Source organism: Streptomyces sp. NPDC042102, assembly GCF_055582305.1.
Genome location: NZ_JBVJDL010000014.1, coordinates 59,769 through 86,108, shown reverse-complemented (window position 1 = coordinate 86,108; position 26,340 = coordinate 59,769). Strand labels below are relative to the sequence as shown.

The 26,340-nt window shown below is 74.1% G+C and carries 23 protein-coding genes; 3 read left to right on the top strand and 20 right to left on the bottom strand.

Annotated elements, in window-relative coordinates; all coding sequences use genetic code 11:
* Positions 1-180 precede the first annotated feature (180 nt).
* The 5 genes from ACZ6KO_RS31855 to ACZ6KO_RS31835 all read right to left on the bottom strand — a co-directional run bounded on the left by ACZ6KO_RS31855 (position 181) and on the right by ACZ6KO_RS31835 (position 5,057).
* The gene (locus tag ACZ6KO_RS31855; protein WP_469307459.1) at positions 181-825 is read right to left on the bottom strand and encodes a CGNR zinc finger domain-containing protein; all 645 of its coding nucleotides are present in this window, start codon (positions 823-825) and stop codon (positions 181-183) included.
* Positions 816-1,538: a ScbR family autoregulator-binding transcription factor gene (locus tag ACZ6KO_RS31850; RefSeq protein WP_469307458.1), complete on the bottom strand. Its 723-nt coding sequence runs from the start codon at positions 1,536-1,538 to the stop codon at positions 816-818. Before ACZ6KO_RS31850 ends, ACZ6KO_RS31855 begins: the two co-directional genes overlap by 10 nt.
* A 120-nt stretch (positions 1,539-1,658) precedes the next feature.
* The gene (locus ACZ6KO_RS31845) at positions 1,659-3,302 is read right to left on the bottom strand and encodes an AMP-binding protein (protein WP_469307457.1); all 1,644 of its coding nucleotides are present in this window, start codon (positions 3,300-3,302) and stop codon (positions 1,659-1,661) included.
* The gene (locus ACZ6KO_RS31840) at positions 3,299-4,087 is read right to left on the bottom strand and encodes a class I SAM-dependent methyltransferase (protein WP_469307456.1); all 789 of its coding nucleotides are present in this window, start codon (positions 4,085-4,087) and stop codon (positions 3,299-3,301) included. Before ACZ6KO_RS31840 ends, ACZ6KO_RS31845 begins: the two co-directional genes overlap by 4 nt.
* Before the next feature lie 22 nt (positions 4,088-4,109).
* Positions 4,110-5,057 (bottom strand): helix-turn-helix domain-containing protein, encoded by a 948-nt coding sequence (locus ACZ6KO_RS31835; RefSeq protein ID WP_469307455.1) that lies wholly within the window; start codon positions 5,055-5,057, stop codon positions 4,110-4,112.
* Positions 5,058-5,334: 277 nt separating this feature from the next.
* On the opposite strand from ACZ6KO_RS31835, the gene gap reads away from it, so the two are divergent.
* The 3 genes from gap (at position 5,335) to hisC (ending at position 8,518) form a co-directional block, all read left to right on the top strand.
* A complete protein-coding gene (gap, locus tag ACZ6KO_RS31830; protein WP_469307454.1) occupies positions 5,335-6,345 on the top strand; it encodes a type I glyceraldehyde-3-phosphate dehydrogenase in 1,011 nt (336 codons plus the stop codon).
* Between the two features lie 12 nt (positions 6,346-6,357).
* Positions 6,358-7,272: a pyridoxamine 5'-phosphate oxidase family protein gene (locus tag ACZ6KO_RS31825; RefSeq protein WP_469307453.1), complete on the top strand. Its 915-nt coding sequence runs from the start codon at positions 6,358-6,360 to the stop codon at positions 7,270-7,272.
* Positions 7,273-7,450: 178 nt separating this feature from the next.
* Complete coding sequence (gene hisC / locus ACZ6KO_RS31820; protein WP_469307452.1) at positions 7,451-8,518, top strand: histidinol-phosphate transaminase; 1,068 nt, start codon at positions 7,451-7,453, stop codon at positions 8,516-8,518.
* A gap of 192 nt (positions 8,519-8,710) precedes the next feature.
* Here the strand turns inward: hisC and aroA are convergent, their stop codons facing one another.
* The 15 genes from aroA to ACZ6KO_RS31745 all read right to left on the bottom strand — a co-directional run bounded on the left by aroA (position 8,711) and on the right by ACZ6KO_RS31745 (position 26,316).
* On the bottom strand, positions 8,711-10,048 hold the full coding sequence (aroA, locus tag ACZ6KO_RS31815) for a 3-phosphoshikimate 1-carboxyvinyltransferase (protein ID WP_469307451.1): 1,338 nt from the start codon (positions 10,046-10,048) through the stop codon (positions 8,711-8,713).
* Positions 10,045-12,168: a transketolase gene (gene tkt / locus ACZ6KO_RS31810; protein WP_469307450.1), complete on the bottom strand. Its 2,124-nt coding sequence runs from the start codon at positions 12,166-12,168 to the stop codon at positions 10,045-10,047. The genes aroA and tkt overlap by 4 nt, the downstream gene beginning before the upstream one ends.
* Before the next feature lie 28 nt (positions 12,169-12,196).
* The gene (locus ACZ6KO_RS31805) at positions 12,197-13,393 is read right to left on the bottom strand and encodes an IS701 family transposase (protein ID WP_469307449.1); all 1,197 of its coding nucleotides are present in this window, start codon (positions 13,391-13,393) and stop codon (positions 12,197-12,199) included.
* A 34-nt stretch (positions 13,394-13,427) separates the two neighbouring features.
* Positions 13,428-14,516 (bottom strand): 3-dehydroquinate synthase family protein, encoded by a 1,089-nt coding sequence (locus ACZ6KO_RS31800; protein ID WP_469307448.1) that lies wholly within the window; start codon positions 14,514-14,516, stop codon positions 13,428-13,430.
* 466 nt (positions 14,517-14,982) lie between these two features.
* The gene (locus tag ACZ6KO_RS31795; RefSeq protein WP_469307480.1) at positions 14,983-16,125 is read right to left on the bottom strand and encodes a prephenate dehydrogenase; all 1,143 of its coding nucleotides are present in this window, start codon (positions 16,123-16,125) and stop codon (positions 14,983-14,985) included.
* Positions 16,125-16,502, bottom strand: coding sequence for a chorismate mutase (gene aroH / locus ACZ6KO_RS31790; RefSeq protein WP_469307447.1), 378 nt, complete (start codon positions 16,500-16,502; stop codon positions 16,125-16,127). The genes ACZ6KO_RS31795 and aroH overlap by 1 nt, the downstream gene beginning before the upstream one ends.
* A gap of 96 nt (positions 16,503-16,598) precedes the next feature.
* On the bottom strand, positions 16,599-18,014 hold the full coding sequence (locus ACZ6KO_RS31785; RefSeq protein WP_469307446.1) for a class II 3-deoxy-7-phosphoheptulonate synthase: 1,416 nt from the start codon (positions 18,012-18,014) through the stop codon (positions 16,599-16,601).
* A gap of 128 nt (positions 18,015-18,142) precedes the next feature.
* Entirely contained in the window at positions 18,143-19,417 is a 1,275-nt protein-coding gene (locus tag ACZ6KO_RS31780) for a multidrug effflux MFS transporter (RefSeq protein ID WP_469307445.1), read from the bottom strand.
* Between the two features lie 29 nt (positions 19,418-19,446).
* The gene (locus tag ACZ6KO_RS31775) at positions 19,447-20,097 is read right to left on the bottom strand and encodes an NAD(P)-dependent oxidoreductase (protein WP_469307444.1); all 651 of its coding nucleotides are present in this window, start codon (positions 20,095-20,097) and stop codon (positions 19,447-19,449) included.
* 52 nt (positions 20,098-20,149) lie between these two features.
* Positions 20,150-20,998, bottom strand: coding sequence for a class II aldolase/adducin family protein (locus ACZ6KO_RS31770; protein ID WP_469307443.1), 849 nt, complete (start codon positions 20,996-20,998; stop codon positions 20,150-20,152).
* A 31-nt stretch (positions 20,999-21,029) separates the two neighbouring features.
* Positions 21,030-22,568 carry an FAD/NAD(P)-binding protein gene (locus ACZ6KO_RS31765; RefSeq protein WP_469307442.1) on the bottom strand — a complete coding sequence of 513 codons (1,539 nt, stop codon included), beginning with the start codon at positions 22,566-22,568 and terminating at the stop codon, positions 21,030-21,032.
* Between the two features lie 24 nt (positions 22,569-22,592).
* On the bottom strand, positions 22,593-23,630 hold the full coding sequence (locus ACZ6KO_RS31760; protein ID WP_469307441.1) for a hypothetical protein: 1,038 nt from the start codon (positions 23,628-23,630) through the stop codon (positions 22,593-22,595).
* A 1-nt stretch (position 23,631) separates the two neighbouring features.
* On the bottom strand, positions 23,632-24,129 hold the full coding sequence (locus ACZ6KO_RS31755; RefSeq protein WP_469307440.1) for a flavin reductase family protein: 498 nt from the start codon (positions 24,127-24,129) through the stop codon (positions 23,632-23,634).
* A 79-nt stretch (positions 24,130-24,208) separates the two neighbouring features.
* Complete coding sequence (locus tag ACZ6KO_RS31750) at positions 24,209-25,747, bottom strand: 4-hydroxyphenylacetate 3-hydroxylase family protein (protein WP_469307439.1); 1,539 nt, start codon at positions 25,745-25,747, stop codon at positions 24,209-24,211.
* Between the two features lie 290 nt (positions 25,748-26,037).
* Positions 26,038-26,316, bottom strand: a complete 279-nt coding sequence (locus ACZ6KO_RS31745; RefSeq protein WP_401456871.1) for a LysR family transcriptional regulator — start codon at positions 26,314-26,316, stop codon at positions 26,038-26,040.
* Positions 26,317-26,340: the final 24 nt, after the last annotated feature.

Here is a 26,340-nt window from a genome sequence, read left to right as displayed (position 1 = left end):
GAGGGGGGAGGGCGGCCATGGGCGCCGGATCACGGGATGATTACGGGCGGACCGGCGTGGAGGAGAAATACGGACCAACGGGAAAACGGCCGGATTCGCGTGTACGGGCGGGTGTTCCCCGTTTACCCGGGACCTCATCGGAATGCTGACACGGGGTGGGTCGGGGGGCTCACAATGAATTCACGCGGAAGGGTGCGGAAGAGGGGCGGAACGGGTGCGCCGCGCGTAGTGGCGGGCGGCTTTCGCCCGGTTTCCGCAGCCGGTGCCCGCGCCGGCGCACCAGCGGCGGCTGCCGTTGCGGCTGGTGTCGAGGAAGTACAGCCCGCAGGAGGGATTGGCGCAGGTGCGGATACGGCCGGGGTCGCCGGCGAGCAGCGTCAGGTAGTCGGCGGCGGCGAGCCAGCCCAGCAGGCGGGCCGGGTCGGCGACGTCCGTGCGCTCGACGGGGCCGGCCGGGGTGAGCAGGCGGCGGATCCGGCCGGGTTCGAGGAGCCGGTTGAACGCGTCGAGGGCCGCCGGGTCCGGCGGATCGGGCGGCCGCCGGCCGGCCACGACGGCCAGGGCCGACCGGGCCTGCCGGGCGACGGCGAGGGTGGCCGCGTCGGCGCGCAGGTCGCCGTCCCGGTACCGGTGGGCGGCGCGGGAGCCGGCGAGCCACCGGGCCAGGCCGTCGGTGCCGGCGAGCAGGTCGTGGTGGCCGTGGCGGTCGTGCCAGCGGGTGTTGAGCAGGTCCAGGCAGAGCGGCTCGCCGGTGAGCGGCCGCGGATCCCCGGCGGCCGGGTGCCGGGGATCCGCCTCGGTCGGGGTGCGGGAGGTCAGGCCCATACGTCGCTCAGGGCGGGGGTGGGGAAGGTGGCCTGCGGCTCGGTGGCGCAGCCCGCCGGGCAGGCCCCGGACGAGCCCTCCGGGATGAACTCGGCGGCCCACGGACCCGGTACCAGGCCCGGCAGCAGCAGTTGCCACAGGCTCGTCAGGTGGTGCCGGAGCGGACCGCAGTCCCCCGTGGCGCCGCGGCCCGGTCCGGGCGTGAGCGCGTCCAGACCGAGCAGGGCGGAGCCGAGCTGGCCGCAGACCTCGCCGGGGTCGGCGCGCGGGTGCAGCCGGCCGCCGAAGCGGGCGGCGCTGAGCAGGTCGTGGACGGGCACGATCCAGGAGGCGTGCCAGTGCACGGTGCGGCCGGTGCCCAGGCCCGTGCGGGTGGCGTCGCGGGCGAGCCGGGCGCCGGCGCGGATCACCGGGTCGTGGCCCAGCAGTCCGGCGACGGCCTGGGTGGCGTCGATGGCCGTCTGCAACGGCTCGCCGCCGGAGCGCAGGACGGGCGCCAGGACCCGGCCCGTGCGGCGCCGGGACTCGGTCCGTACGGCGTCGGCGAGGTCGGCCTTGGAGGTGAAGTGGTAGGTCAGGGCCCCTTTGGTCACCCCGGCGGCCGTGCTCACGGCGGCGAGCGACGCGGCGGCGTAGCCGTGCCGGTCGATGGCTTCGGCGGCCGCGTCGAGCAGTGCGCGGCGCGTCCGGACTGCTCTCTCCTGCTGGGTCATGGGTGGGCTCTCCTGGATGGGGGGTGGCGGCCGCACGGTGGTGTGCGTGTGCGTGGGGGGAAACGGGCGTGCCGGACGGGTGGCCGCGGGGTCCCCGCGGCCACCCGTCCGGACATGGCGCTAGGCCACGTTGGCGGCGGTCGCCCGGCGGTCCTCGAAGCTCTTGCGGAGCTGGGCGCGGCGGAGTTTGCCGATGCCGGTCTTGGGGACCTCGGAGCGTTCGACGGGCAGGACGTGCGTGACGTCGACGCCGAGGCGGGCGGCCACGCGGGCGCGGATCTCGCCGGTCTCGGCCTCGGTGACGTGGCCGGCCCGGGGGTGGAAGAAGACCGCGAGTTCCTCGGCGGCGCCCGGCGCGGGGGCCACGAGGGAGGCCACGGTGTACGAGGGCTCGACGAAGGGGAGTTCCTCGACGGCCGCCTCGATCTCGTGGCCGTGGTAGACGACGTCGCCGAGCTGGATGACGTCGTCGGTGCGGCCGGTGACGGTCAGGATGCCGTCCTCGACGTAGGCGAGGTCGCCGGTCTTGAACCAGCCGTCCTCGGTGAACGACTGCTGGTTCTGCGCCGGGTTGTCGTAGTAGCCGCAGGTCACGGTGGCGCCGTGGACCTGGAGCCGGCCGGTGGTGCCCCAGGGGACCAGCGCGCCGTGCTCGTCGACGACCCGGACCTTCGTCCCGGGCTGCGGGCGGCCGACCGGCACGTAGCGGTCGTCGCCGGCGGCGGCCTCGGTGAACTGGCAGTCGGCGACGCCCGCGGTGGTCTCGGACATGCCCCAGCCGGGGAACATGGCGGTCTCGGGCAGGCCGTAGGGGGCGAGGATCTCCAGGAAGCGGCGCACGACTCCGGAGCGGACGGCCTCGCCGCCGTTCATGATGTAGCGCAGCCGGTGGAGGTCCAGGCCGCGCCCGGCCAGCTGGTCGGCGCGGTCGTTGACCAGGACGTACGCGAAGTTCGGCGCCCACGTGGTGTCGGCCCGGTGCGCGGAGACGGCGTCGAGCCAGCGCAGCGGGTCCTGGAGGACCCAGCCGATCTTGGCGTGGACCTGCTCACAGGCGAGGAAGACGTCGCGCGCGTGGAACATGATCAGGCCGCCGACGTGGTCCAGCGGCATCCAGTTGAAGGTGCGCGTGTCCTGGTCGAGCCGGTTGACGCGGGCGGTGGCCGCGCTGCGCACGAGCACGTTGCGGTGGGTGAGGGTGACCGCCTTGGGCACGCCGGTGCTGCCCGAGGTGAGCAGCAGGACCACCGGGTCGCCGGCGGCGGGCCGGTGGTGGCCGGCGGCGGGCTCGTGGGCGTCGCGCAGGGCGGCGATGTCGCCGAGGTGGGCGGCGGCCCAGCCGGTGTCGGCGGTGACGGCGGCCGCGATCTCCTGGCCGGCGCCGGTCAGGACGCGGGGGCGGCCGTAGCCGGTCCAGACGCGCTCCAGCAGGGCGGGGCCGGTCTCCGGGTCGGCGCTGACGGGCAGCGGCAGGTAGCCGCCCAGCACGCAGGCCCAGAAGGCGGCGACGAGCTCGGGGTCGTAGCCGGCCTGGAGGACGACCTTCTCGCCGGGGCGGACGCCGGCGGCGCGCAGCCCGGCCAGGATCCGGGAGGCGTCGGAGAGCAGGCCGGCGTAGCTCTGGCGCACCTCCGTGCCGTCGGGCTGGATGTACGTCACGCCGTGGTCGGTGCCGGCGGCGCGGACGAGGGCGGCTCCGAGGTCGGGGACGCCGGGGTCGGGGGCGGGCCCGCCGTCGAGCAGCGATATGCCGGTGGTGGTCACGCGTGGTTCTCCTCTTGCTGGGCGGTGGGTGCCCCCGCGGTGGCGACGATGACGAGCGGGCCGCGGCCGTGGAAGGGGGCGGGCTCCTTGCGGAAGCCGCCGTACTCGGCGGTGACGGTCAGGCCCGCGGCGGCCAGCAGGTCGCGCATCTCGGGGCCGGTGAGGACCGCCTGGTCGAAGAAGTTGTCGTACATCGAGACGGTGCCGTCGGCGGCGCGGACCAGGAGGGTCTCCTCGTTGCGCCAGTTCGCGGCGTGCGCGTTGACGGCCTGCCGGGCGAGGCGGGTGATCAGGACGCCGTCGGGGCCGCGGTGGTGGGCGACGGTGTGCGGCTGGAAGGTGTCGACGAAGTTCAGCAGGTGGCCGAACTCGAGGACGACGTGACCGCCGGGGCGCAGGAGCTCGCGGATGCCGCGCAGGGTGGCGCCCAGTTCGGCGCGCGGCAGGTAGTTGAGCGTCATGAACAGGCTGTAGACGAGGTCGTAGCGCTCGTCGGTGCGGTACGTCTCGGCGCGGCCGTGGACGTAGGTGAGCCCCGCGCCGCCGGCGGCGCGGGCGTAGTCGACGAAGGCGGCGCTCTGGTCGACGCCGGTGCCGCGGTAGCCGCGCGCGGCCAGCGCGCGCAGGTTGGTGCCGGTGCCGCAGCCCAGGTCGAGGGCGGTGCCGCCGTCGGGGAGCAGGGAGCTGAGGAATTCGGTCTCGGCGTCGACGCTGCGGAAGTCCTTCCGCATGATCTCGTAGTACTCGCCGGGGAATTCGAAGCTGGTGCCGGTCAAATCCGTCATCCTCCTCGGATGTCAGTGCTCGTCAGTTGGCCGCGGCGGGCTCGCGCATGGTGCGGTAGCCGCGGGGCGTCACGCCGTACCGGTCGCGGAAGAGCCGGCTGAAGTGGGAGGCCTGGTGGAGGCCGGCCCGTTCGCCGATCACACCGACGGGCAGGTGGTCGAGCCGTGCGTCGAGCAGCTCGGACCGGCAGCGCGCCAGGCGCTCCTCGCGGATCCAGCGGGCGGGACTGGTCCCGTTCTCCTGGAAGATCCGTTGCAGGTAGCGCAGGGAGATGTGGTGGCGCTCGGCGACCGCGTGCGGGGTGAGCGCGGGGTCGGAGAGGCGCTCGCGGATGTAGGCCTGGATGTGGAGCATGAGGTCGTGCCGGGCCACCTCGTCCTCGGCCGCGAGGTTGCGCAGCCGGTCGGCGAGGACGGCGGCGGCGAGGCCCGCGATGGTGCCGCCGACGCGGTCGAGGGCGGAGTGGATCTCGGTGCCGTGCTCGTCGAGGCCGGCCAGCAGCTGGGAGAGCAGGGCGCCGGCGCCCATACGGCCGCACCAGGCGGTGGCGGTGAGCTTGGCGGTGTCGGCCGGCGGCATGCCGATCTGACGGTGCGGCAGCAGGACCTCGACCAGGCGGAAGGGGCGCGGCAGGAACAGCTGGTAGGGGCGGGTGCTGTCGCAGCAGACGATCTGCGGGGCGACCGCGTGGCCCTCGCGGCCGTCCTGGTGGACGCCGATCCCGCCGCTGAGCGGCCGGAAGAGGTGCAGGTAGGCGCCGGGGCCGGGGCGGATGGCGCGGGCGGGGCGGATGGCCTCGTGGGGGCCGCCGGCCGCGACGACGATCTGTACGTCGCCGAACTGCTTGCGTACGGCGGAGCCGCGGACGCAGTCGTCGTGGCCGCGCAGGACATGGGCGGGCTCGTGACCGGGCCGGGATTCCCGCGGTCCCGCTCCGGGAACGGCGGTGCGCGCGTCCGGCATGTCCATCGTCCTCCTCGCTCCGCGAAGCGTCGTGCCGTGGCGTGCCCTGCCGTGCAACCGGGCAGGCGATGCCATAAAAACATACCCTCGTGCACGTATCCGAGCCTCATCAGAGGTTTCAATCCACCGCCGCCCATCTCGGGTTTCCTGCGCAAACCGCTGATCATCAGGCGCATTTCGGCAACCGCGGGGGTGGATCCCGAGGTACCGTCGAAGCCCCGGATCGGCCCGCACCGGCGATTTTCCGTACGGTGGCGGATGTAATTTCGAAGAGGGGTATCACGTGACGATCAAGGTCGGCATCAACGGATTCGGCCGTATCGGCCGCAGCTTCTTCCGCGCCGCCCTCCAGCGGGACGCCGGGCTGGAGGTGGTCGCGATCAACGACCTGACCGACGCCGCCACGCTCGCGCACCTGCTCAAGTACGACAGCACGCTCGGCCGCCTCGGCCACGAGGTGCGGGCCGCCGAGGGCGCGCTCGTCGTCGACGGCCGCACCATCAAGGTGACCGCCGAGCGTGACCCCGCGAACCTGCCCTGGGGCGAGCTCGGGGTCGATGTCGTCATCGAGTCCACGGGTGTCTTCACCGACGCGCACAAGGCCCGCGCCCACCTCGACGCCGGCGCCCGCAAGGTCATCATCAGCGCGCCCTCGAAGAACGAGGACCTGACGATCGCCTTCGGCATCAACGACCACCTCTACGACCCGCAGGCGCACGACATCGTCTCCAACGCCTCGTGCACCACCAACTGCCTGGCCCCGCTGGCGAAGGTCCTCGACGACGCCCTCGGCATCGAGCACGGCCTGATGACCACGGTCCACGCCTACACCCAGGACCAGAACCTCCAGGACGGCCCGCACGCCGACCTGCGCCGCGCCCGCTCGGCGGCCACGAACACCGTGCCGACCACCACCGGCGCCGCCAAGGCCATCGGCCTGGTGCTGCCCCAGCTGAACGGCAAGCTCGACGGCTACGCGCTGCGCGTGCCGATCCCGACGGGTTCGGCGACCGACCTGACCGTACGGGTCGGCCGGCAGACCACCGCCGAGGAGGTCAACGAGATCTTCGCCAAGGCCGCCGAGGGCGCCCTGTCGGGGATCCTCACCTACACCGACGAGCCGATCGTCTCCAGCGACATCGTCACCGACCCGGCGTCCTGCATCTTCGACTCGGGCCTGACCAAGGTCATCGGCGACGGCCGCCAGGTCAAGGTCGTCGGCTGGTACGACAACGAGTGGGGCTTCTCCAACCGTGTGGTGGACACCGCCCTGCTGATCGGCGCCCGTGGCTGACCGGAGGTCACCGTGATCAAGACGCCCTACCACGAGGGGGAGCAGGCCGTGCAGCGGCGGGCCCGCGAGGGCCGCGGGCCCGGCTGGGGCTCACCGATGTTCGAGGACGAGATCCTGCCGGGCTTCGACCAGTACCTGCACCGCCAGCGCATGCTCTTCCTCGGCGGCCGGGACACCGCGGGGGCCGTCTGGTCCTCGCTGGTCACCGGCGAGACGGGCTTCGCGACGACGCCCGACACCCGCACGATCGTCCTGAACGCGCTGCCGGTGCCCGGCGATCCGCTCGCGGACGCGTTCGAGTCGACCGCCGACATCGGGCTGCTCGCCCTCGAGCCGCACACGACCAGCCGGATCCGGATCAACGGCGTGGCCCGGCGGGACGGCGAGACGCTGCGCGTGCGCACCGAGCAGGTCCTGGGCAACTGCCCCAAGTACCTCCAGGTACGGGTGCCGGCCCCCGACGGGCCCGCGGACCCGCCCGGTCCGTCACGGGCCGGCACCGAGCTCACGGCCGAGCAGGAGAAGTGGATCCGCGGCGCGGACACCTTCTTCATCGCCAGCCACGCCGAGGGCTACGGGGCCGACTCCTCGCACCGCGGCGGTGATCCCGGCTTCGTCACCGTGGCCGGGCCGCGCAAGCTCGTGTGGCCCGACTACTTCGGCAACTCCTTCTACATGACCCTGGGCAACCTGCAGCTGGACGCCGGCTGCGGACTGCTCTTCCTGGACTGGGAGACCGGCGGCACGCTCCAGCTCTCGGGCAAGGCCCGGATCGACTGGGACGAGCAGCACCGCGCCCACGTGCCCGGCGCCCTGCGGATGTGCGAGTTCGACATCGAGCAGGTGGTCCAGATCGACGGGGCGACCCGGCTGCGCTGGGACTACGGCGCGCCCTCGCCCTTCAACCCGCCCGCTTCCCAGGGCTGACCACCCCCGCTCACCCCCTGGGACGCCCCGGTCCGACCGGGGCCCCGTCCGGCCGTGCCGTCTCCCCCGTCGGCGCGGCCGGACGGCGTTTCGCGTGCGCGCTCCGCACCGCCGAGGAGCGCCTCTCCCGCCCGAATCCACCGACTCCACCGACCTCACGATGGGATGCACCGCTGCCATGTCCGATCCGGCCTTCCCGCGGCTGCGCGCCGACGTCTCCACGCTCCCCCGCTACGTCCCGGGCCGTCCCGCCCCCGACGCACTCGTCGACAAGCTCTCCTCGAACGAGAACCCCTATCCGCCGCTGCCGTCGGTGATCCGCGCGATCGAGGAGGAGCTGGGCCGGCTCAACCGCTACCCGGACCCGGCCGCCCGCGAGCTCACCGCCGAGCTGGCCGCCTTCCTCGGCGTGCCCGCCGAGCACCTGGTGCTGGGCACCGGGTCCGTGGGCATCACCCAGCACCTGGTGGCCGCCGCCGCGGGCCCGGGCGACGAAGTCCTCTTCGCCTGGCGGTCGTTCGAGGCGTACCCGCTGATCACCTGGGCCGCCGGGGCCACCTCGGTGCAGGTGCCGCTGCGCGAGGAGCGGCACGATCTGGACGCGCTGGCCGCCGCAGTCACCGACCGGACCCGGCTGATCTTCATCTGCAACCCCAACAACCCCACCGGCACCGCGGTACGGCGCGCCGAGCTGGAGCGGTTCCTGGACCGGGTGCCGCGCGAGGTGCTGGTCGTCCTCGACGAGGCGTACCGGGAGTTCGTCGACGACCCGGAGGTGCCCGACGGCGTCGAGCTGTACCGCGACCGGCCCAACGTGGCGGTGCTGCGCACCTTCTCCAAGGCGTACGGGCTGGCCACCCTGCGCGTCGGCTTCGCGGTGGCGCACCCCCGGGTGGCCGCGGCGCTGCGCGCCTGCGCCGTCCCGTTCGGGGTGAGCGGGCCGGCGCAGGCGGCGGCGGTCGCCTCGCTGCGCGCCGGGGACGAACTGGCCGAGCGGGTCGCGGACCTGGTGGCCGAGCGGGCGCGGGTGACGCAGGGGCTGCGGGAGGCGGGTTACACGGTGCCGGAGAGCCTGGCCAACTTCGTGTGGCTGCGGCTGGGCGCACGGACCGCGGACTTCACCGACGCCTGCGAGGCCGCCCGGCTGATGGTCCGCCCGTACGGCGAGGAGGGCGTGCGCGTGTCCATCGGCGCGCCGGACGCCAACGACCGGCTGCTCAAGACCGCGGCGGACTGGCTGCGCTGACGCCGCGCGCCCGGTCCCCGGTCCCGGTCCCGGCTCCGGCGCGGGACCGGGCGCGGCCGCGGGCCGGGCGGGCCGCGGTGCACGCCCGCCGCAGCACGCGGCCCACGATGACGGCCAGCGGGACCGGCGCCTCCCCGTACGGGGCGCCGGTACCGCCGCCGTCGGCGCCGGCCGGGTGAGCGGCCGGCGCGGTCACGGCCGGCCCGCCGGCAGCGCCGTACCCGGGGCGAAGAGCCGGCCGAGCTCCTCGTGGAAGCCCGGGAAGGTCTTGCCGACGCAGGCCGGGTCGTCGAGGACGATGCCGGGAACGCGCAGCCCCAGCACCGAGAAGGACATCGCGATGCGGTGGTCGCGGCGGCAGCCGAGGACCGCGCCCGCGACCGGGGTGCCCGGGTGCACGGTGATGCGGTCCGGGCCCGCCTCGGTGCGGATGCCGAGCAGGGCCAGGTTCTCGGCGACCGCCGCGATGCGGTCGGACTCCTTGAGCCGGGCGTGGCCGATGCCGGTGATGGTGACCGGCGCGTCGGCGAGCGGGGCGATCGCCGCGAAGGTCATGAAGGTGTCGGAGATGTCCCCCATGTCGACGCTGAACCCGCCGCGGAGCGCTCCGGTACCGGTGACCTGGGTCCACTCGGGGGTCACGGTCACCTCGGCGCCGGCCCGCCGCAGGACCTCCACGAAGGCGGTGTCGCCCTGGAGGCTGCCCGTGCCCAGGCCCGCGACGCGGACGGTACGGCCGGTCACGGCGGCCGCCGCGAAGACGTAACTGGCGGTGGAGGCGTCCGGTTCGACGGCCAGGTCGGTCGCGGTGTAGCCGCCGGGGCGCACGGCGACGGCGCTGCCCCGTTCCTCGACGTCGGCCCCGAAGCGGCGCATCAGGGCCAGGGTCATGTCCAGGTAGGGGCGGCTGACCAGCCGCGGCACGTCCACCGTGAGGGGGCCGGCCATCAGCGGGGCGGCCATCAGCAGCCCGCTGAGGTACTGGCTGCTCAGCCCCGAGTCGAGCCGGATGCGGCCGCCGGCCAGGCCCCGGCCGGCGACCGTGAACGGCAGGCCCGCACCGCGTACGTCGGCCCCCAGGCCCGTGAGGGCGGCCAGCAGCGGCCCCAGCGGGCGGGCCCGCAGCTGGTCCGAGCCGTCGAAGCGGACGGGGGCGTGGCCGGTGGCGGCGAACGGCGGCAGGAACCGGGCGGCGGTGCCCGCGTCGGCGCACCACACGTCGGCGGGGCGGGCGGGGCCGGCGCCGGTACCGGTGACCGTCCAGGCCTCGGCTCCCCCGTCACCGCCGTCGTCGGTGACCTCACCGCCCAGGGCCGTGAGCGCGGCCCGGAAGGCGAGGGTGTCGTCGCTGACGAGCGGGGCGGACAGGCGGCTGCGGCCGGGCGCCGCCGCGGCGAGCAGCAGCGCCCGGTTGGTGATGCTCTTGGACCCCGGGACCCGCGCGTGGAGCACCGGGCCGGCGGCCGTCGCGCGCGGGGCGGCGGTCGTCGCGCCCGGGGCGGCGGTCGTCGCGCCGGAGGCGGCGCTCATCGGGCGGCGGACGTACGGCGGGAGCGGGCGTGGCTGGCGCGGGCGGCCGCGGCGACCTTGGGCGCCGTCAGGCCGTGGGCCTCGTACAGCGCCTGGTAGGGGGCGCTGGCGCCGAACGAGTCGATCCCGACGGGCACGCCGGCCTGCCCGAGCAGGGCGTACCAGCCGAGGACGGAGCCCGCCTCGACGGAGACCCGGGCGGTGACCTCGGGCGGCAGCACCTGCTCGCGGTAGTCCTGGTCCTGGGCGTGGAACCACTCCAGGCAGGGCATCGACACGACCCGCGTGGGCAGGCCCTCGTCCTGGAGGATGCGGCGGGCGTCGAGGGCGACGGCGACCTCGCTGCCGGTGGCCATGAGGACGATCTCGGGCCGGCCGCCGTCGGCCTCGGCGAGGACGTAGCCGCCGCGGGCGGCGCCGTCCGCCGGGGCCAGGCCGCTGCCGGCGGTGCGCTCCAGGACGGGCAGGTTCTGCCGGGACAGGCACAGGCCGGCGGGGCGGTCGTGGTGCTCCAGGATGGTGCGCCAGGCGACCACGGTCTCGTTGGCGTCGGCGGGCCGCACGACGTCCAGGCCGGGGATGCCGCGCAGCGACCACAGGTGCTCGACGGGCTGGTGGGTGGGGCCGTCCTCGCCGAGGCCGATGGAGTCGTGGGTCCACACGTAGGTGACGGGCAGCCGCATCATGGCGGCGAGGCGGACGGCGGGCCGCATGTAGTCGGAGAAGACCAGGAAGGTGCCGCCGTACGGGCGGGTGCCGCCGTGCAGGGCGATGCCGTTGAGGACGGCGCCCATGGCGTGCTCGCGGATGCCGAAGTGCAGGGTGCGGCCGTAGCGGTGGCCGGGGAAGGCGCCGGTGGCGAACTCCTCGGGGACGAAGGAGGGTTCGCCCTTCATGGTGGTGAGGTTGGACTCGGCCAGGTCGGCGGAGCCGCCCCACAGCTCGGGCAGGACGGCGGCGAGCGCGTTCAGCACCTCGCCGGAGGCCTTGCGGGTGGCCATCTGGCCGGGGGCGTCGAACACGGGCAGCCGGTCCTGCCAGCCCTCGGGCAGCCGGCGCTCGGCGAGCCGGTCGAAGAGGGCCGCGCGCTCGGGGTTCAGGGCGCGCCAGTCGGCGTACGTCTTCTGCCAGGCCTCGTGCGCGGCGCGGCCCCGGTCGGCGACCCGGCGGGCGTGGGCGAGGACGTCGCCGGGGACCTGGAAGGCGAGGTCGGCGTCGAGTCCCATGGCCCGCTTGGCGGCGGCGGCCTCCTCGGCGCCCAGGGCGGAGCCGTGGACGGCGCCGGTGCCCTGCTTGCGGGGCGCGGGCCAGCCGATGATCGTGCGGAGGCTGACGAGCGAGGGGCGGTCGGTGGTGGCGCGGGCCTCGGCCAGGGCGCGGTACAGCGCGTCGACGTCCTCGGAGTAGCTTCCGGCCTCCCCCGCGGTCCAGTCGACGTGCTGGACGTGCCAGCCGTAGGCCCGGTAGCGGGCCAGGGTGTCCTCGGAGTGGGCGATGGTGCGGTCGTCCTCGATGGAGATGCGGTTGTCGTCGTAGAGGACGACGAGGTTGCCGAGCTTCTGGTGGCCGGCCAGCGAGCTGGCCTCGTGGGCGACGCCCTCCTCGAGGTCGCCCTCGGAGGCGACGACCCAGACGGTGTGGTCGAAGGGCGAGGTGCCCGGGGCGGCGTCGGGGTCGAAGAGCCCGCGCTCGCGGCGGGCCGCCATGGCCATGCCGACGGCGTTGGCGACGCCCTGGCCGAGCGGGCCGGTGGTGGTCTCGACGCCGGGGGTGTGCCCGTACTCGGGGTGGGCGGGGGTCAGGCTGCCCTCGGTGCGCAGGGCCTTGAGGTCGTCGAGGCCGAGCCCGTAGCCGGACAGGTAGAGCTGGGTGTAGAGGGTGAGGCTGGCATGGCCGCAGGACAGCACGAAGCGGTCGCGGCCGGGCCAGTCGGGGTCGGCCGGGTCGTGCCGGACCAGGTTCTGGAACAGCAGGTAGGCGGCCGGGGCCAGGCTCATCGCGGTGCCCGGGTGGCCGTGTCCGGCGGCCTCGACGGCGTCGACGGTCAGGCCGCGGGCGACGTCGACCGCGCGGCGGTCGAGGTCGCTCCAGAGCAGGTCGGCTGGGGCGGCGGCTGTCATGGCGGAGCCCTTCGTGTTCGGTTCGGTGTCAGGAGGCGGCGGCGAGCGGCCGGGGCTGCCAGGTGGAACGGACGGGCAGCAGGACGGCGGCCGCGTGGGCGACGGAGGCGAGGGTGATGTGGCGGTGCCAGGCGGGGAAGGAGCGGCCGGTGTACGCGTACAGCCCGGTGTCGGGCTGCGGGCCGCCGCGCCGGGCCGCACGCAGCAGGCTCAGCAGGTCGAAGGTGGTGTGGTCGGTGAGGTCGGTGAGCCAGAAGGCGGTGGCGGAGGGCGCCGGGCCGATGCGGTCGGACCGTTCGGACCGTTCGCTCGGGTCGGCGCGGTCGGCGCGGTCGACCCGCTCGGCGAGCAGGACGTGCGGACGGCCGGCCGGCGGGCCGTCGGCGGGCCGGCAGGCCACCCGGACGATGTCACGGCGGCCGCCGTCCCGGCCGGCCAGCGTCAGCGCGGCGGTGCCGGGCCGGCGGGGCGGCAGCCCGGCGGCGGACAGCGCGCCGAGGCGGCGGGCCGGGACGGGGGCGGTGTCCCCGGCGACGGAGAGCGGCTCGGACCCGCCGACGCGCAGCAGGTACGGGATCCCGCGCGCGCCGAACTCGGCGACGACGGTGGGGACGTCGGCCTGCCGGGCGTCGAGGACGACGGGGTGGGCGAGGCCGTCCGGCTCGCCGTCGAGGACGCAGTCCAGGGCGGTGCGGGCGGTGTCGGCGGGCGCAACGCGTTCGGGGACGGCGGAGCGGGTGCGGTGGACGGGGTCGTCGAGCCAGGCCGGTGAGAGGACGAGCCGCCAGTCGACGGGGATGTCACCGCGGTCGGTGACGAGCCAGCGGCCGACGCAGCGCTGGGCGCGGACGGAGCGGCCGCTGCGGTAGTCGACGTAGTGGTCGACGCCGACGCACTGGCGGCCGCGCCGCACGACGGTGGCGGGCCGGACGGCGGAGGCGACGGGCCGGGCCAGCTCGGCCACGGACTCGGCGAGCGCGGCGCGCACGGGCCGCCAGTCCCAGGGCGCGGAGCTGATCAGGTGCTGGAGCCGCTGCCCGTCGTCACCGTGGCCGGCACAGCGCGCGATGTGCCGCAGGCTCTTGCGCCCGGGCACGGCGAGCAGCGCCCGCACGTAACTCTCGGCGGTGGCCCGCTGGTCCCGCCGGGGCAGCCCGGCGAAGACGGCGCGGCAGAGCTCGCCGACGGCGTCGTCGGCGGTAGGGGCGGTGGCGAGTGCGCTCATGGGCGCACCCGCGGCGGGAGAGGGGTGGGGTGGGTCATCGGTGGACCTTTCGCCAGGCGGCCGTGAGCAGGTCCTCGGGCGGGCCGGTCAGCAGGGCGGGGCGGCCGATGGCGTCGAGGACGACCAGACGCGGCCGGGTACCGCGGGTGTGGGCGTCGAGGTTCATGGCGGTGCGCAGGGGCAGCCAGCCGGCGTCGCAGGCGGTGGGCAGGCCGGCGGCGGCGAGCAGCTCGCGGTGGCGGTCGGCCTCGGCGCCGGTCAGCCGCCCCGCGAGGCGGGCGAGTTCGGCGGCGTAGACCATCCCGACGGCGAGGGCGTGCCCGTGCGGGACCCGGTGGCCCGTGGCCCGCTCCAGCGCGTGGCCGAAGGTGAGCCCGTAGTCGAGGTGCGCGCGCCGGTCCGCCGGACCCGCCGTGAGGCGGGCGGCGGCCCGCAGGGCCCGGTCGAGGAGGAGGCGGGTGTCGGTGCGGGAGGCGGCCTCGTCCAGCAGCGGCGGGTCGGCGACGAAGGCGGTCCTGAGGATCGCGGCGAGCCCGGCGGCGTGGCCGGCGGGCGGCAGGGTGTCCAGCAGGTCCAGGTCGCACAGGACGCCGGCCGGCGGGTGGTGGGCACCGAGGAGGTTCTTGCCCGGGGGCAGGTTGACGGCGGCCGGCCGGGCGTCGGCCGCGACCGCCATGCCCAGCAGGGTCGTCGGCACGAGCACCAGCCGTACGCCGCCCTGCCAGCCGGCTGCGGCGAACCCGGCGAGGTCGGTCGTCGCCCCGCCGCCGACCGCCACGACCGCGTCGCCGCCGGTCAGTTCGGCGTCGGCGAAGGCCCGCCACAGGTTCAGCAGGACCGCCGGGTCCTTGGCGGGCTCACCGTCGGGGACCTCCAGGGACACCACGATCCGGCCTTCGTCGACGAGCCCGGCCGCCACGCGGCGCGCTGCCGTCCGTACGGCGCGGCCGTACACGACGGCCACCCGCAGCGGACCGGGGCCGAGCAGCCGTCCGGCGCCGCCCAGCAGCCCGGTGCCGAGGAACACGTCGTACGGGCGCTGCCCGCCGACCGGGATCCGGGCCGGGGCCGTGGGTGCGGAGGCGGGGGCGGGGGCGTCGAGGGTCGCCGTCGCGGTGTTCACCGGACCGCCGGGTGGGTGCGGTGGCCGCGGGCGGTCCTCGCGGGGCCGTGCGGTGCACGGGCGGTGAGCCGTCGCAAAGTGGTCAAGGGGGGCCTCTGTCCTGTCCGTTCCGTGTCCTGCGTGCGGTGGGTGGGCCGTGCGGGGTCCCCCGGGCGGGGCCTTCCGGAGGCGGGGATTCCGGGTCCGGCGGATGTGGCCGCCGGGACGCGGGCCGGCCCGGACCGACCCACGCCCCGGCGGCCGCAACCGCCGGCCCAGCCCCTCCCCGTCCCCTCCCCGTCCCCGGCCCGTGCCGGACGGGACCGGTGACGGACCGGCGCCCCGGGCCGGCGGGAGCCGTCCGGGGGCCGGTCACGGTGATGCGGCCGCCGGGGCCCGGACCGGCCCGGACCGGCCCGGGCCCCGGCGGCCGCATCTGCCGGCCCCGTCCCGCCCCGCCCGGCGACGGACCGGGGACGGACCGGTCTCAGACCGGGACCGGGGCCGGGGGTTCGGAGGGGGCCGCGGGGCCGGCCGGGTCGTGGAGGCGCTGGACCCGCCAGCCCGCCTCGCGCAGCCGGCCGGCCATGGAGTGGGCACTGGCGCGCGAGACCATCAGCTCGACCAGGCCGCTCTCCTCGCCCGGCGAGTGGTCGATGGCCATGTCCTCGATGTTGACGCCCAGATCGGCGGCGCTCGCCAGCAGGCGGGCCAGCTCCCCGGGCTGGTCCCCGATCAGGACCCGGACCGGCGTGCAGGCCGGCGCCGGGTGGCCGTGCTTGCCGGGGATCCGGTCGCGGCCGGTGACCCCGCGGTCGAGGAGGTCGGCCAGGAGCGTGGTGCCCAGGGCGCGTTCGTCGGCGTCACCGGTGGCCAGGCCGCGCAGCGCGGCGACCGTGACCTCGAGGTCCTCGGCGAGTTCGGTGAGGACGTCGGCGACGGCGGTGGCGTTGGACTCCAGGATGTCGCTCCACAGCCGGGGGTCTCCCCCGGCGATCCGGGTCATGTCGCGCAGCCCCTGCCCGGCCAGCCGGGAGGCGTCCTCGGGGACGTCCTGGAGGCGCGCGGCCAGCAGCGAGGAGACCACGTGCGGGGTGTGCGAGACCCGGGCGACGGCCCGGTCGTGGGTGCCGCTGTCCATCACCACCGGGACCGCCCCGCACAGCGCCACCAGCATCAGTGCCATGTTGAGGGTCTCGCGGGTGGTGGCGGCGGTCGGCGTGAGCACCCAGGAGCGGCCCTCGAAGAGGGTGGCGCAGGCGGCCAGCGGGCCGGAGCGCTCGCGCCCGGCCATCGGGTGGCCGCCGATGAAGGTGCTGGCGTCGGCGCCGGTGGCGGCGACGGACAGCTCCGGTTCGGTCTTGACGCTGGCGACGTCGGTGTACGCGCGGGCAAGCCCGCGGGCCTGCTGGGCGGCGAGGACCGCACCGACGTGGGCGGGCGGCACCGCCAGGACCGCCAGGTCCACGGGGTGGTCGGGGGCGCCGACGACGCCGGCGCCGAGCGCGGCGGCGGTGCGGGCCGCGGACTCGTTCTCGTCGAGCAGGTGGACGGCGACGCCGCGCCGGCCGAGGGCCAGCGCGACGGACGTGCCGATCAGGCCCGTTCCGACGACCGCGGCGGAGCGGATCATGTCGCGGTCCCGCCCGGGGCGAGGTCGCGGCGCAGGGCGGCCGCACCCCCCAGGTAGACGTGCTTGATCTCGGGCTTGGGCCGGTCGGTCTCGGCGTGCGCGAGGATCCGTACGACGCGCGGCAGGGAGCCGGCGATGTCCAGTTCCTGGGCGCACATCAGGGGGACGTCGGCCACGCCCAGTTCGCGGGCGGCGAGCGCCGGGAACTCGCTGACCAGGTCCGGCGTGGCCGTGAAGATCACGCTGACCAGGTCGTCGTGGCCGAGCCCGTTGGCGTCCAGCATCTCCTGGAACAGCGTCCGGACCCCGTCGAGCAGGTGGAGCCGCTCGTCGCGCTCCAGCTGGATGGCACCGCGCAGGGCGCGCACCGTCATGGTCTTCTCCTTGGCGTACGTCGGTCGGTGGGCGGGCGGCCCGGGCCGGGACCGGGGGCGGCCCCCCGGCCGCGGCGGCGGCCCGGGGGCCGGGCGTCAGGCCGCCGCGGGGACGGCGGCGGCGGGCGCGCGGCCGGCCGTGGCGCGGGCCGGCGCGAGCGTGCGCTCGCGTTCCCGGTAGAGCTCGGCGACCTGGAAGGCGAGGTCGAGGGACTGCTTGCGGTTCAGCCGCGGGTCGCAGGCCGACTCGTAGCGCTGTTCCAGGTCGGTCAGGGTGACGGGGGCGCCGCCGCCGACGCACTCGGTGACGTCGTCGCCCGTCAGTTCGATGTGGATGCCGCCGGGGTGGGTGCCCAGCGCGTGGTGGACCTCGAAGAAGCCGCGGACCTCGTCGAGCACGTCGTCGAAGCTGCGCGTCTTGTGGCCGCTGGGGGCCTCGAAGGTGTTGCCGTGCATCGGGTCGCAGATCCACGCGGGCTGCGCGCCCTCGGCGGTGACCTTGGCCACCAGCTCCGGCAGGATGTCGCGGATGGCACCGGCGCCCATGCGGGTGATGAAGGTGAGCCGGCCGGGCTCGCGCTGCGGGTCGATCTTGTCGATGAGGGCGAGCGCGTCGTCGGCGGTGGTGGTCGGGCCGAGCTTGACGCCGATGGGGTTGCGCACCTGGGAGGCGAACTCGACGTGGGCGCCGTCCAGCTGGCGGGTGCGCTCACCGATCCAGATCATGTGCGCGGAGACGTCGTACGGCTGTCCGGTGCGCGCGTCGTTGCGGGTCAGGGCGGCCTCGTAGTCGAGCAGCAGCGCCTCGTGGCTGGCGAAGATCTCGGAGGAGTGGAAGGCGGACGGGTCGGCGCCGCAGGCCTCCAGGAAGGTCAGCGCGTCGTCGATGTCGCGGGCCAGGCGCTCGTAGCGCTCGCCGACGGGAGAGCCGGCGACGAAGTCGCGGTTCCACTCGTGGACCTGGCGCAGGTCGGCGTAACCGCCGGTGGTGAAGGCCCGGATGAGGTTCAGGGTGGTGGCGGAGGCGTGGTACATCCGCTTGAGCCGCTCGGGGTCCGGGGTGCGGGCCTCGGGGGTGAAGGCGAGGCCGTTGACCGCGTCGCCGCGGTAGACGGGCAGTTCGACGCCGGCGCGGGTCTCGGTGGGCTTGGAGCGGGGCTTGGAGTACTGGCCGGCGATCCGGCCGATCTTCACCACGGGCACGGAGCTCGCGTACGTGAGGACGGCGGCCATCTGCAGCAGGGTGCGGACCTTGTCGCGGACCTGGCCGGCGGTGACGGCGTCGAAGGTCTCGGCGCAGTCGCCGCCCTGGAGGACGAACGCCTCGCCGCGGGCGACGGCGGCGAGCCGGTCGCGCAGCCGGTCGCACTCTCCGGCGAAGACCAGGGGCGGGTAGGAGGACAGGTCGTCCACGGCGGCGCGCAGCCGGTGCGGGTCGGGCCAGGCAGGCTGCTGGGCCGCGGGCCGGAACCGCCAGGAGTCGGCTGCCGTGACGTGCTGGGCGAGTGTCATGGTGGCTGTGCCTCAATCGGTTTCGGTCGGAAAAGGGGCAGGGGTGCGGGGTGCCTGTCGTCCGGGTGGCCGGCCCGGGTGCGTACGGGATACGCGTACGCACCCGGGCCGGCGGCGGTGGTGTGCTGTCAGCCGCGGACCGGTGCCGCGGCCTCCGGGGCGGCGGCCGGGGCCGGGGCGTCCTGGGCGTCCGGTGCGGCCGCCTGGTGCGAGCGGGTCAGCACCGCGTACGAGAGCAGGCCGCCGACGCCGAGGACGGCGATGACGATGCCCATCGGTACGGCGGTGTCCTCGCCGGCGAGGCCGACCAGCGGCACCACGGCGGCGCCGATGAGGTGCTGGGCCAGGCCCAGCAGCGCGGCCGCCGAACCCGCGACGTCACCGTGGTCCTGCAGGGCCAGGGCGAACGAGTTGGGCATGATCAGGCCGACGCTGGAGACCACCAGGAACAGGGCCACCAGCAGCGGCGCCAGGCCGGCGTCGGTGAGCGTGACGGCCAGCAGGCCGAGGCCGCCGACGGCGGAGATCACCAGGCCGGTGGCCAGCAGGGTGCGCGGTCCGGTCCGGTGCACGATGCGGCCGCTGACCTGCGCGGCGATCACCAGGCCGAGCGCGTTGACCGCGAAGACCAGGCTGAACATCTGCGGCGACATCCCGTGCAGCGACTGCAGCACGAAGGTGGAGCCGGAGATGTACGCGAACATCGCGGCGAAGCCCAGGCCGCAGGCGAGCAGGTAGCCGACGAAGACGCGGTCGGTCAGCAGCCGGCGGAACACCGGCCCGGTGGCCTTCAGGCCGCCGCTGATGCGCTTCTCGGCGGGGTGCGTCTCGGGCAGGCCGACGGCGACGCCGAGCAGCATGAGCGCGCCGACCACCGCGAGGGCGACGAAGATGCCGCTCCACGAGGTGACCAGGAGCAGCTGGCCGCCCAGGACCGGGGCGAGAACGGGCGCGAGTCCGGTGATGAGCATCAGCATCGCGAAGAAGCGGGCGGCGGCGGCACCGGAGTGCCGGTCGCGCACGACCGCGGACGCGATGACGATGCCGGTGGCGCCGCCCAGGCCCTGGAGGGCGCGCAGGATGACGAGCGTCCAGATGTTCGGCGCGACCGCGCACAGGGCGGCGGTGACGGCGAACAGCACCAGGCCGGCGATGAGCGGGCGGCGCCGGCCGAGGGCGTCGCTGAGCGGTCCGGCGATCATCTGGCCGATGCCGAGGCCGAGCAGGCAGGCGGTCAGGGTCAGCTGGGTCGCCGACGCGCTCGCGGTGAGGTCCTCGGCGATCTGCGGCATGCCGGGCAGGTAGGCGTCGTTGGCCAGGGGGCCCAGGGCCGTGAGGGCGCCGAGGATGATGACGAGGCGGGCGCGCCCGCCTCCGCTCCGTGTGGTCTCGGGTGAAGACATGGGGTCGAGTCCCTCCGGGGGGATCGCGGTCAGTAGGCGACGTTGATGCGGGACTTGATGGCGTTGCCCTGTTCCAGCTCGTCGGCGAAGGCGACGGCGTAGTCCGCGTAGCTGATGCGGCTGGTGCCCTCGGCGTCGACGACGAGCTGCTCGCCGCCCTTGCGGTAGGTGCCGGTGCGCTCGCCGGGCTCGATGAGCTTGGCCGGGGAGATGAACGTCCAGTCCAGGTTCTCGGTGGCGCGGTAGAGGCCGAGGGCCTCGATCTGCGCGAGGGCGTTGTTGCGCCACATCTCCGGGAAGTGCGGGCTGTCGATGACGCGCACGCCGGGGGCGGTCTCCAGGCTGCCGGCGCCGCCGAGGACGACCAGGCGGCGGGCGCCGCTGCGGCCGAGGCCCTCGATGAGCGCCTTGGCCGCGCCGACGATGATCTTGCGGTCGTCCTCGGTGCCGACCCGGGGGCCGACGGCGGAGGCGATCAGGTCGTAGCCCTGGCCGGAGAGCTCGGCCACGGTGTCGGCGTCGGTGGCGTCGCCCGCGACGACGGTGAGGCCCTCGCGGTCGGCGGAGCCCTCGATACGGCCGGAGCGGGTCACGCCGGTGACCTGGTGGCCGCGGGAGAGCAGCTCGTCCGCGATGGCGCTGCCGATGTTGCCGCTGGCGCCGAAGAGCAGGATCTTCATGGTTTCCTTCTTCATCTCGGTGGAACTCGGGGGTGGGTGGTACGGGGCCGGACTACTCCTCGTCGAGGAGGTCGGGCTGTTCGCGCGTGATCTCGTCCCAGAGCAGCTGGAAGCTGAACCAGCCCAGCTGCTCGTTGCCGAAGCCGTCCCCCGCGGCGACGGCCTGCTCGTGCGTGAACGTCTTGGGCGTGCCGGCCGCCTGCGCGAGCAGCTGCACCTGGGCGCAGCTGTCGTAGGTGAAGAACCAGTGCACGGCCTCGTCGAGGGAGCCGCCGACGGTGATCAGGCCGTGGTGCTGGAGCAGGATGGCGCGGTTGTCGCCGAGCTTCTCGGCGATGTCGCGGCCCAGTTCGGCGGAGACCGAGGGGCCCTCGTACTCGCCGTAGAGGACCTGGCGTCCGTAGAAGGCGGCGGACTCCTGGTCGATGGGCTCCAGCAGCCGGCCGAGCGAGCCGAGCGCGCGGGAGTGGGCGGTGTGGCCGTGGGCGGCCGCGGTGGCTCCCGGGCTCAGCTCGTGGATGGCCGAGTGGATGACGAAGGCGCTCGGGTTGACGCGGTGCCTGCCCTCGACGACCTCGCCCTGCGCGTTGACGCAGATCAGGTCGGCGACCTTGACGAGGTTGAAGGAGACGCCGAACGGGTTGACCCAGAACCGGTCGGGGTACTCGGGGTCGCGGACGGAGATGTGGCCGGATATGCCCTCTCCGAAGCCGTACTTGCCGAACAGGCGCAGGGCCGCGGCCAGGCGCTGCTTGCGGTGCCTGCGGGTCTCCTCGTGGGTGGCGAACACCGGCTCGCCGGGAATGGGCAGACCGGTGTGCGTGTCGGCGAGGTACGCGGGGCGGTCGGCCCCGGCCGTGGTGTCGGGAGCGGTGGCGGTCTCGGTCTCGGTGATGGTCATGCGCGGGCAGTCCTCAATCTGGGCGGGGCGGCTAGACGGTGAGCAGGACGTCCTCGGTGTTCGCGGCCCGGACGGTCTCGGCGTGCTGGAGGATCGTGCTGACGATGTCCTGGCTGCGGTCGACCAGGGACGGGATGCCGAAGGTGAAGAAGAGCGAGCCGGCGGCGATGTTGCCGAGCCCGTACAGGCGCGGGTCGGGCCGTCCGTTCGTCGTCAGCTGGCTGGTGGGGCGGGCGATGTGCAGACCGCCGTGGGGGTGGCGGCTGGCGACGCGGCTGCGCATCAGGGACGTGACCAGGGGGGCGGCGCTGGTGGGGATGCGTCCTTCGGACGCGTTGACGGCGCTGACGACCCGGTCGGCCGTGAAGTCGGTGCCCTCGGCGGTGACGATGTCGAAACCGGCCTCGGGGTGGGGCGTGATGTTCTGCAGGCCGGCGGCGATGTCGAGCCGGCCGGCCTCGACGAGTTCGAGCAGGACGCCCGCGCTGCCCGGCGGCATCGGGCAGCACAGGCTCATGATCGTGCGGTAGTGCGCGCGCAGCAGCTGGACCTTGTCCTGTTCGCGCAGCATCGGCCAGACGTCGGGGCCGGTCTCGGGCACGGCGCGCTGCAGGATCCGCAGGCCCATGTGCGGCGAGTCGACCTCCTCGATCTGCCGGCGCAGCCGCTCCACCGGGTCCTCCAGGTCGACCCGGATGATCTCCGAGACGACCGCGTCGAGGTCGGCGCCGGCGTCGCGGAACTCGGCCCGCATGATGGCGGCGATGTCCTCCAGCGTCACCTCGGTCCGGCCGACCGCGAGGGCCTCCATCCGGTGCGGGGTGAAGTGGCGCAGTTCGAAGGGGACGTGCTTCTGGCGTACGCCGGGCAGCACCCCGCGCCGGGACAGGAGCGTGATGCGGCCCTGGTGGCCCTGGGCGGCCAGCGACAGGATGATGTCGATGGCCGTCAGGCCGCTGCCGATGACCGCGACGTGGTCCTGCTCGCCGACGTCGGCGAGCTTGCTGACGATGGGGTACGGGTCGGCGACGAAGCCGGGGGTGCCGGTCAGGCCGTAGACGTCCTTGGGGCTGTCGCCGCCGACGCACAGGACCGCGTAGTCGAAGGCGCGGGCCCGGCCGTTGCCGGTGCGCAGCAGCACCCGGTTGGCGGCGCGGCTGGCGGAGGTGACCCCTTCGCCCACGAGGTCCACCCGCCAGCCCTGCCGGCGCAGCTCGCCCAGGGCGGCGTACGCGGTCTGCTCCAGGTACTCGCCGTAGACGGTGCGCGGGGCGAACCGGCTGCCGGACCAGCGGTCGATGCCGACCGGGACACCGATGACCTTGTCCCGGGTCTCCAGCCACCGCTCGAAGTGCTGGAGGTCGCCGGCCCGGACGGACATGTCGTCCGGGGTGGCGTTGACCTTGAGCGTCTCGGTGTCGACCTGGTAGGCGCGGCCGCGCCACAGGTGCGGCGAAGGCTCGAAGACCGTGAGGCTGCCTGGTTCGCTGTGTGTCCGGGACAACGCGTCGATCAGGCAGACTGCAGCCGCGCCTCCTCCGACGACGCCGATCGAGAATCCTCGGGACATGTGTCAGTCACCAATCAAGTCGGTTCAGCCGGCGCTGTTCGTGAAGTTCTGCATCGAGACGGTGTAGTCGCCGCGGTTGGGCCGGTACTTGATGCAGTACTCCTGCGGGTACCAGCCGGCGACCTGCCACTGCTGCGGCTGCTTGATGGGCCAGCAGCGGTTGGGGTTGGTGCCGGCCGCGATGCCTTCCATCCAGGCCTTGGTGATCATCGGCTCGAGGAAGCTGATCTTGGCGTCGTAGGAGCCGTAGATGAAGGTCTGGGTGAACTTGTCGGTGCCCCACTCCGGCGAGGTCATGTCGACCAGGTGGTTGCCCATGGCCGCCTCGGCCACGCCGTTGTCCTTGTAGTCCTTCGGCATGTGCTGGGGCGCGAGCGGCTTGGTGGCCGTGGCGAAGTCCTCGCAGTTGATCGCCAGGCCGCACGGGCCGGTACGGATCGCGTCGCGTTCGGCCTTCGACTGCGTGTAGAAGTGGAAGTCGAAGTGCGGGGTGTCGTAGATCCCGTGCGGGCCGTGGCCCATCGGGTTGAAGTTCACCAGCGCCCACTTCAGGGGCATGTTCGGCAGCGAGGTCAGCTGGGCCGGGAGCTCCAGCGGGCGCTCGTGGCCGCCGACGCACTCGGTGTGCGGGTCGACCGTGCCGTTGCCGTCCATGTCGAAGCAGTGGTTGCCGTCGGTCATGGCGGTGGGCAGGTTGCTGAACGTGGTCTTGGGGAAGGTGATGCCGACCGTCTGCGGCTTGCCGTCGGCGATCTGGGCGTACGTACGGACGGCGCCGTCGCCCAGCGCGCTGGGCGCGCCGTAGGAGGCGCAGGGGCCCTCGTACGAGCGGGTCTGCTTCAGCAGGATCTGGGCCGCCCAGGGGGCGACCTTGACCGGGCGCTCGCGGTCGGGGGCGTTGGCGGTGACCAGGCAGATCGCCACCGGGCCCGACGAGGCGGCGGCCCGGTCCACGGTCGTGGCCTCGGCCGGGATGTTCGGCCAGAGCAGGACCGTGATGCCCGCGATGGCCAGGGCCGCGGCCAGGATGCCGCGCCAGGTCAGGAACTTCTTGGCTCGCACGTCACACCTGTTCCAGTTCGAATCTGTGGAACCCGCCCTGGAGGAAGATCAGGGGGGTCTGGGACTCACGGGCTCCCAGCCCGACGACTTCGCCGATCACCATCACGTGGTCGCCGGCCACGATGTGGTCGCGGTAGCGGCACTCCATCCAGGCGGCGGCCTCGAACAGCAGCGTCCCGGTGGCCTCGCCCGGCTCGCTGGGCAGCTCGTCCAGGCTCTGGTCGCGCTCGGGCCGGCGGCGGGCGAAGGCGCGGGCGGTGCCCTCGCCCTCGGCGCCGAGGATGGAGATGCCGACCACGCGGGACTTCATCAGCTCGGCGAAGAACTCCGAGTCCTGACGGAAGCTCAGGGACACCAGGGGCGGGTCCAGGGAGACGGAGGTGAGCGAGTTGACGGTGATGGCGTTGTGACGCCGCTCGCCGCCCTGCTCGGTGTAGGTGCTGACGACGCAGACCCCGGTGGCGAAGGTACGCATCACGTCACGCAGGTCGTTCTTCATGACCAGCCTCTCTGCTGGGCGCGGACGGGTGCGCGGGGCCCGGTTGGCCGCGGGCACCCGTCCGGACGCGGAACTCGGGTCAGCTCTCGTCGGCCCAGCGGCCGCGGCGCCACCCGTCGAGGTCGTAGTCGTCCATGGCCTGCTGGACGAGGTCGCCGTAGCTGTCGAGCAGCCCGGCGCCGCGGGACCAGTTCAGGGTGTCCAGGCGCACCTGGTCCGGGCCGCCGGCGTAGTTGAGCTCGTAGAGCTCGTGGCGGGCGCCGAACTCGGTGCCCAGCGCGTCCCAGGCCAGCTTGAAGAGCTTGGCGCGCTCCTCGGCCGAGGCGCCGGAACCGCGGTAGTAGCGGTCCAGCAGCGGACGCAGCTCCGGGTTCTGCAGGTCCTTGTTGCTGGAGGGGGTCATCAGCAGGGCACCCGCCAGGTGCTCCTCGAAGAAGCGGTGGGTGCGCTCCCAGCTGATGGGCGCCAGCGCCCGGTAGCCGGCCGAGTAGTCCATGCGCGGCAGGACGGTGCCGGCCGGGCCCGACTCGGGGTCCATCGCCATGGCGGTGGTGGTGGCCCAGGTCATGTGGCGCCAGGCCAGCAGCTCGCCGAGGCCGGCCTGGACGCCGCGGAACTGGTCCGTGCCGTTCAGGCGCGTGCCGCGGTCGAGGATGCCCGCCATGAACTCCAGCTTGACGGCCATGCGGATGGCGCCCTGGAAGAAGCCGCGGCTGAGCAGGCCCGAGCGCGGGAAGTACTGGTGGATCTTCTCGGTGTCCCGGTAGATCAGGACGTTCTCCCACGGGATGAACGCCTTGTCGAAGACCAGGACCGCGTCGTTCTCGTCGAACCGGCTGGAGAGCGGGTTGTCGAACGGGCTGGTGGCCTTGCGCTCGTAGGACGGGCGGCAGACGACCTTCATGCCCGGGGTGTTCAGCGGGGCGAGGAAGGCCAGCGCCATGTCGTCGGCCTTGCCGGCCTCCAGGTTGGCCAGGTGGATCTGGCCGACGAAGGCGACGTTGGTCAGGGCCGAGGCGGTCGCCATGAGCTTGGCGCCCTCGACGACGATGCCGTCACCGCGCTCCTCGACCACCTTGAGGTAGACGTCGCGGATGGCGTGGGCCGGCTTGTTGCGGTCGACCGGCGGGTTGACGATCGCGTGGCTGATGGACAGGCCCTGGCGCGCGTACTTCTCGTACCAGGCGCGGGCGTTGTCGCCGAACGGCTCGTAGAAGTCGTGGGTGACCGCGAGGCCGGCCATGAACGACGCCTTGTAGTCGGGCGTGCGGTTCATGAAGCCGTAGCTCAGCCGCGCCCAGTGCTCGATGGCGTCGCGGGCCTTGAGGAGCTCCTCGGGCGAGTGCGCGGGCGTGAAGAAGCGGTGGACGCGGGCACCCGTGTACCGGTCGACCGTCGTCATCAGGTCCTTGGTGTCCGGGTGGTGGAGCGCGTCGTAGAGGTGCGCGGTCGACTTCGCGGCATTGGCGAAGGCCGGGTGCGTGGTCACGTCCTTGACGAGTTCGCCGTCCAGGTAGACCTGGCGGCCGTCGCGCAGGCTCTCCAGGTACGTGTCACCCGTCATAAGGTCGTTCGGGGCCTCCGCGGCCGACTGATCCGTTATCGGGACCTGACCCATTTGATGATCCTCTCCGGGGGTTAAAGCAGGCGAACCGGTTAGGGCGCACAGTTCGATGAATCCGAGACTATGCGGGGCCTTGGCTACGGCTTTGCTGGTGCGCGCACGGAGAATTGCGCATCTACGCCAACCGCCCCTGTCATCAGCGCAGTTGACTGTCGCAGGAACACACTTCCGGGAAGTCGATTTACTGGTGGATTGATGAATTCCGGGGGTCCCGAAAAACATCGGCCCGACGGTGGGCACGACCACGTCGCGATTCACCGTCGGGCGGTTTTTTCGAATTCTCTTCAGGCGGCCGGCCGGGCCGGTCGGGCGGCCGCCGCCTCCCGGCAGGCCGCCTCGGCGATCAGGATGATCTGCTCGGCGTGGGGCAGCAGCCGCGCCCCCGCCTCGGTGAGCGCGATCCGGCCACCGGTGCGATGGAACAGCGGGGCTCCGATGAACTCTTCGAGGTTCTTGATGTGCGCGGTGACGCTGGGCTGCGAGTAGTGGAGGTTCCGCGCGGCGCGGGTGAAGCTCATCTCCGCGGCCACCTCGCGAAACGTGCGCAGCTGCTGGAACTGCACGGCGAAGGCTCCCTTCTGCGGGGC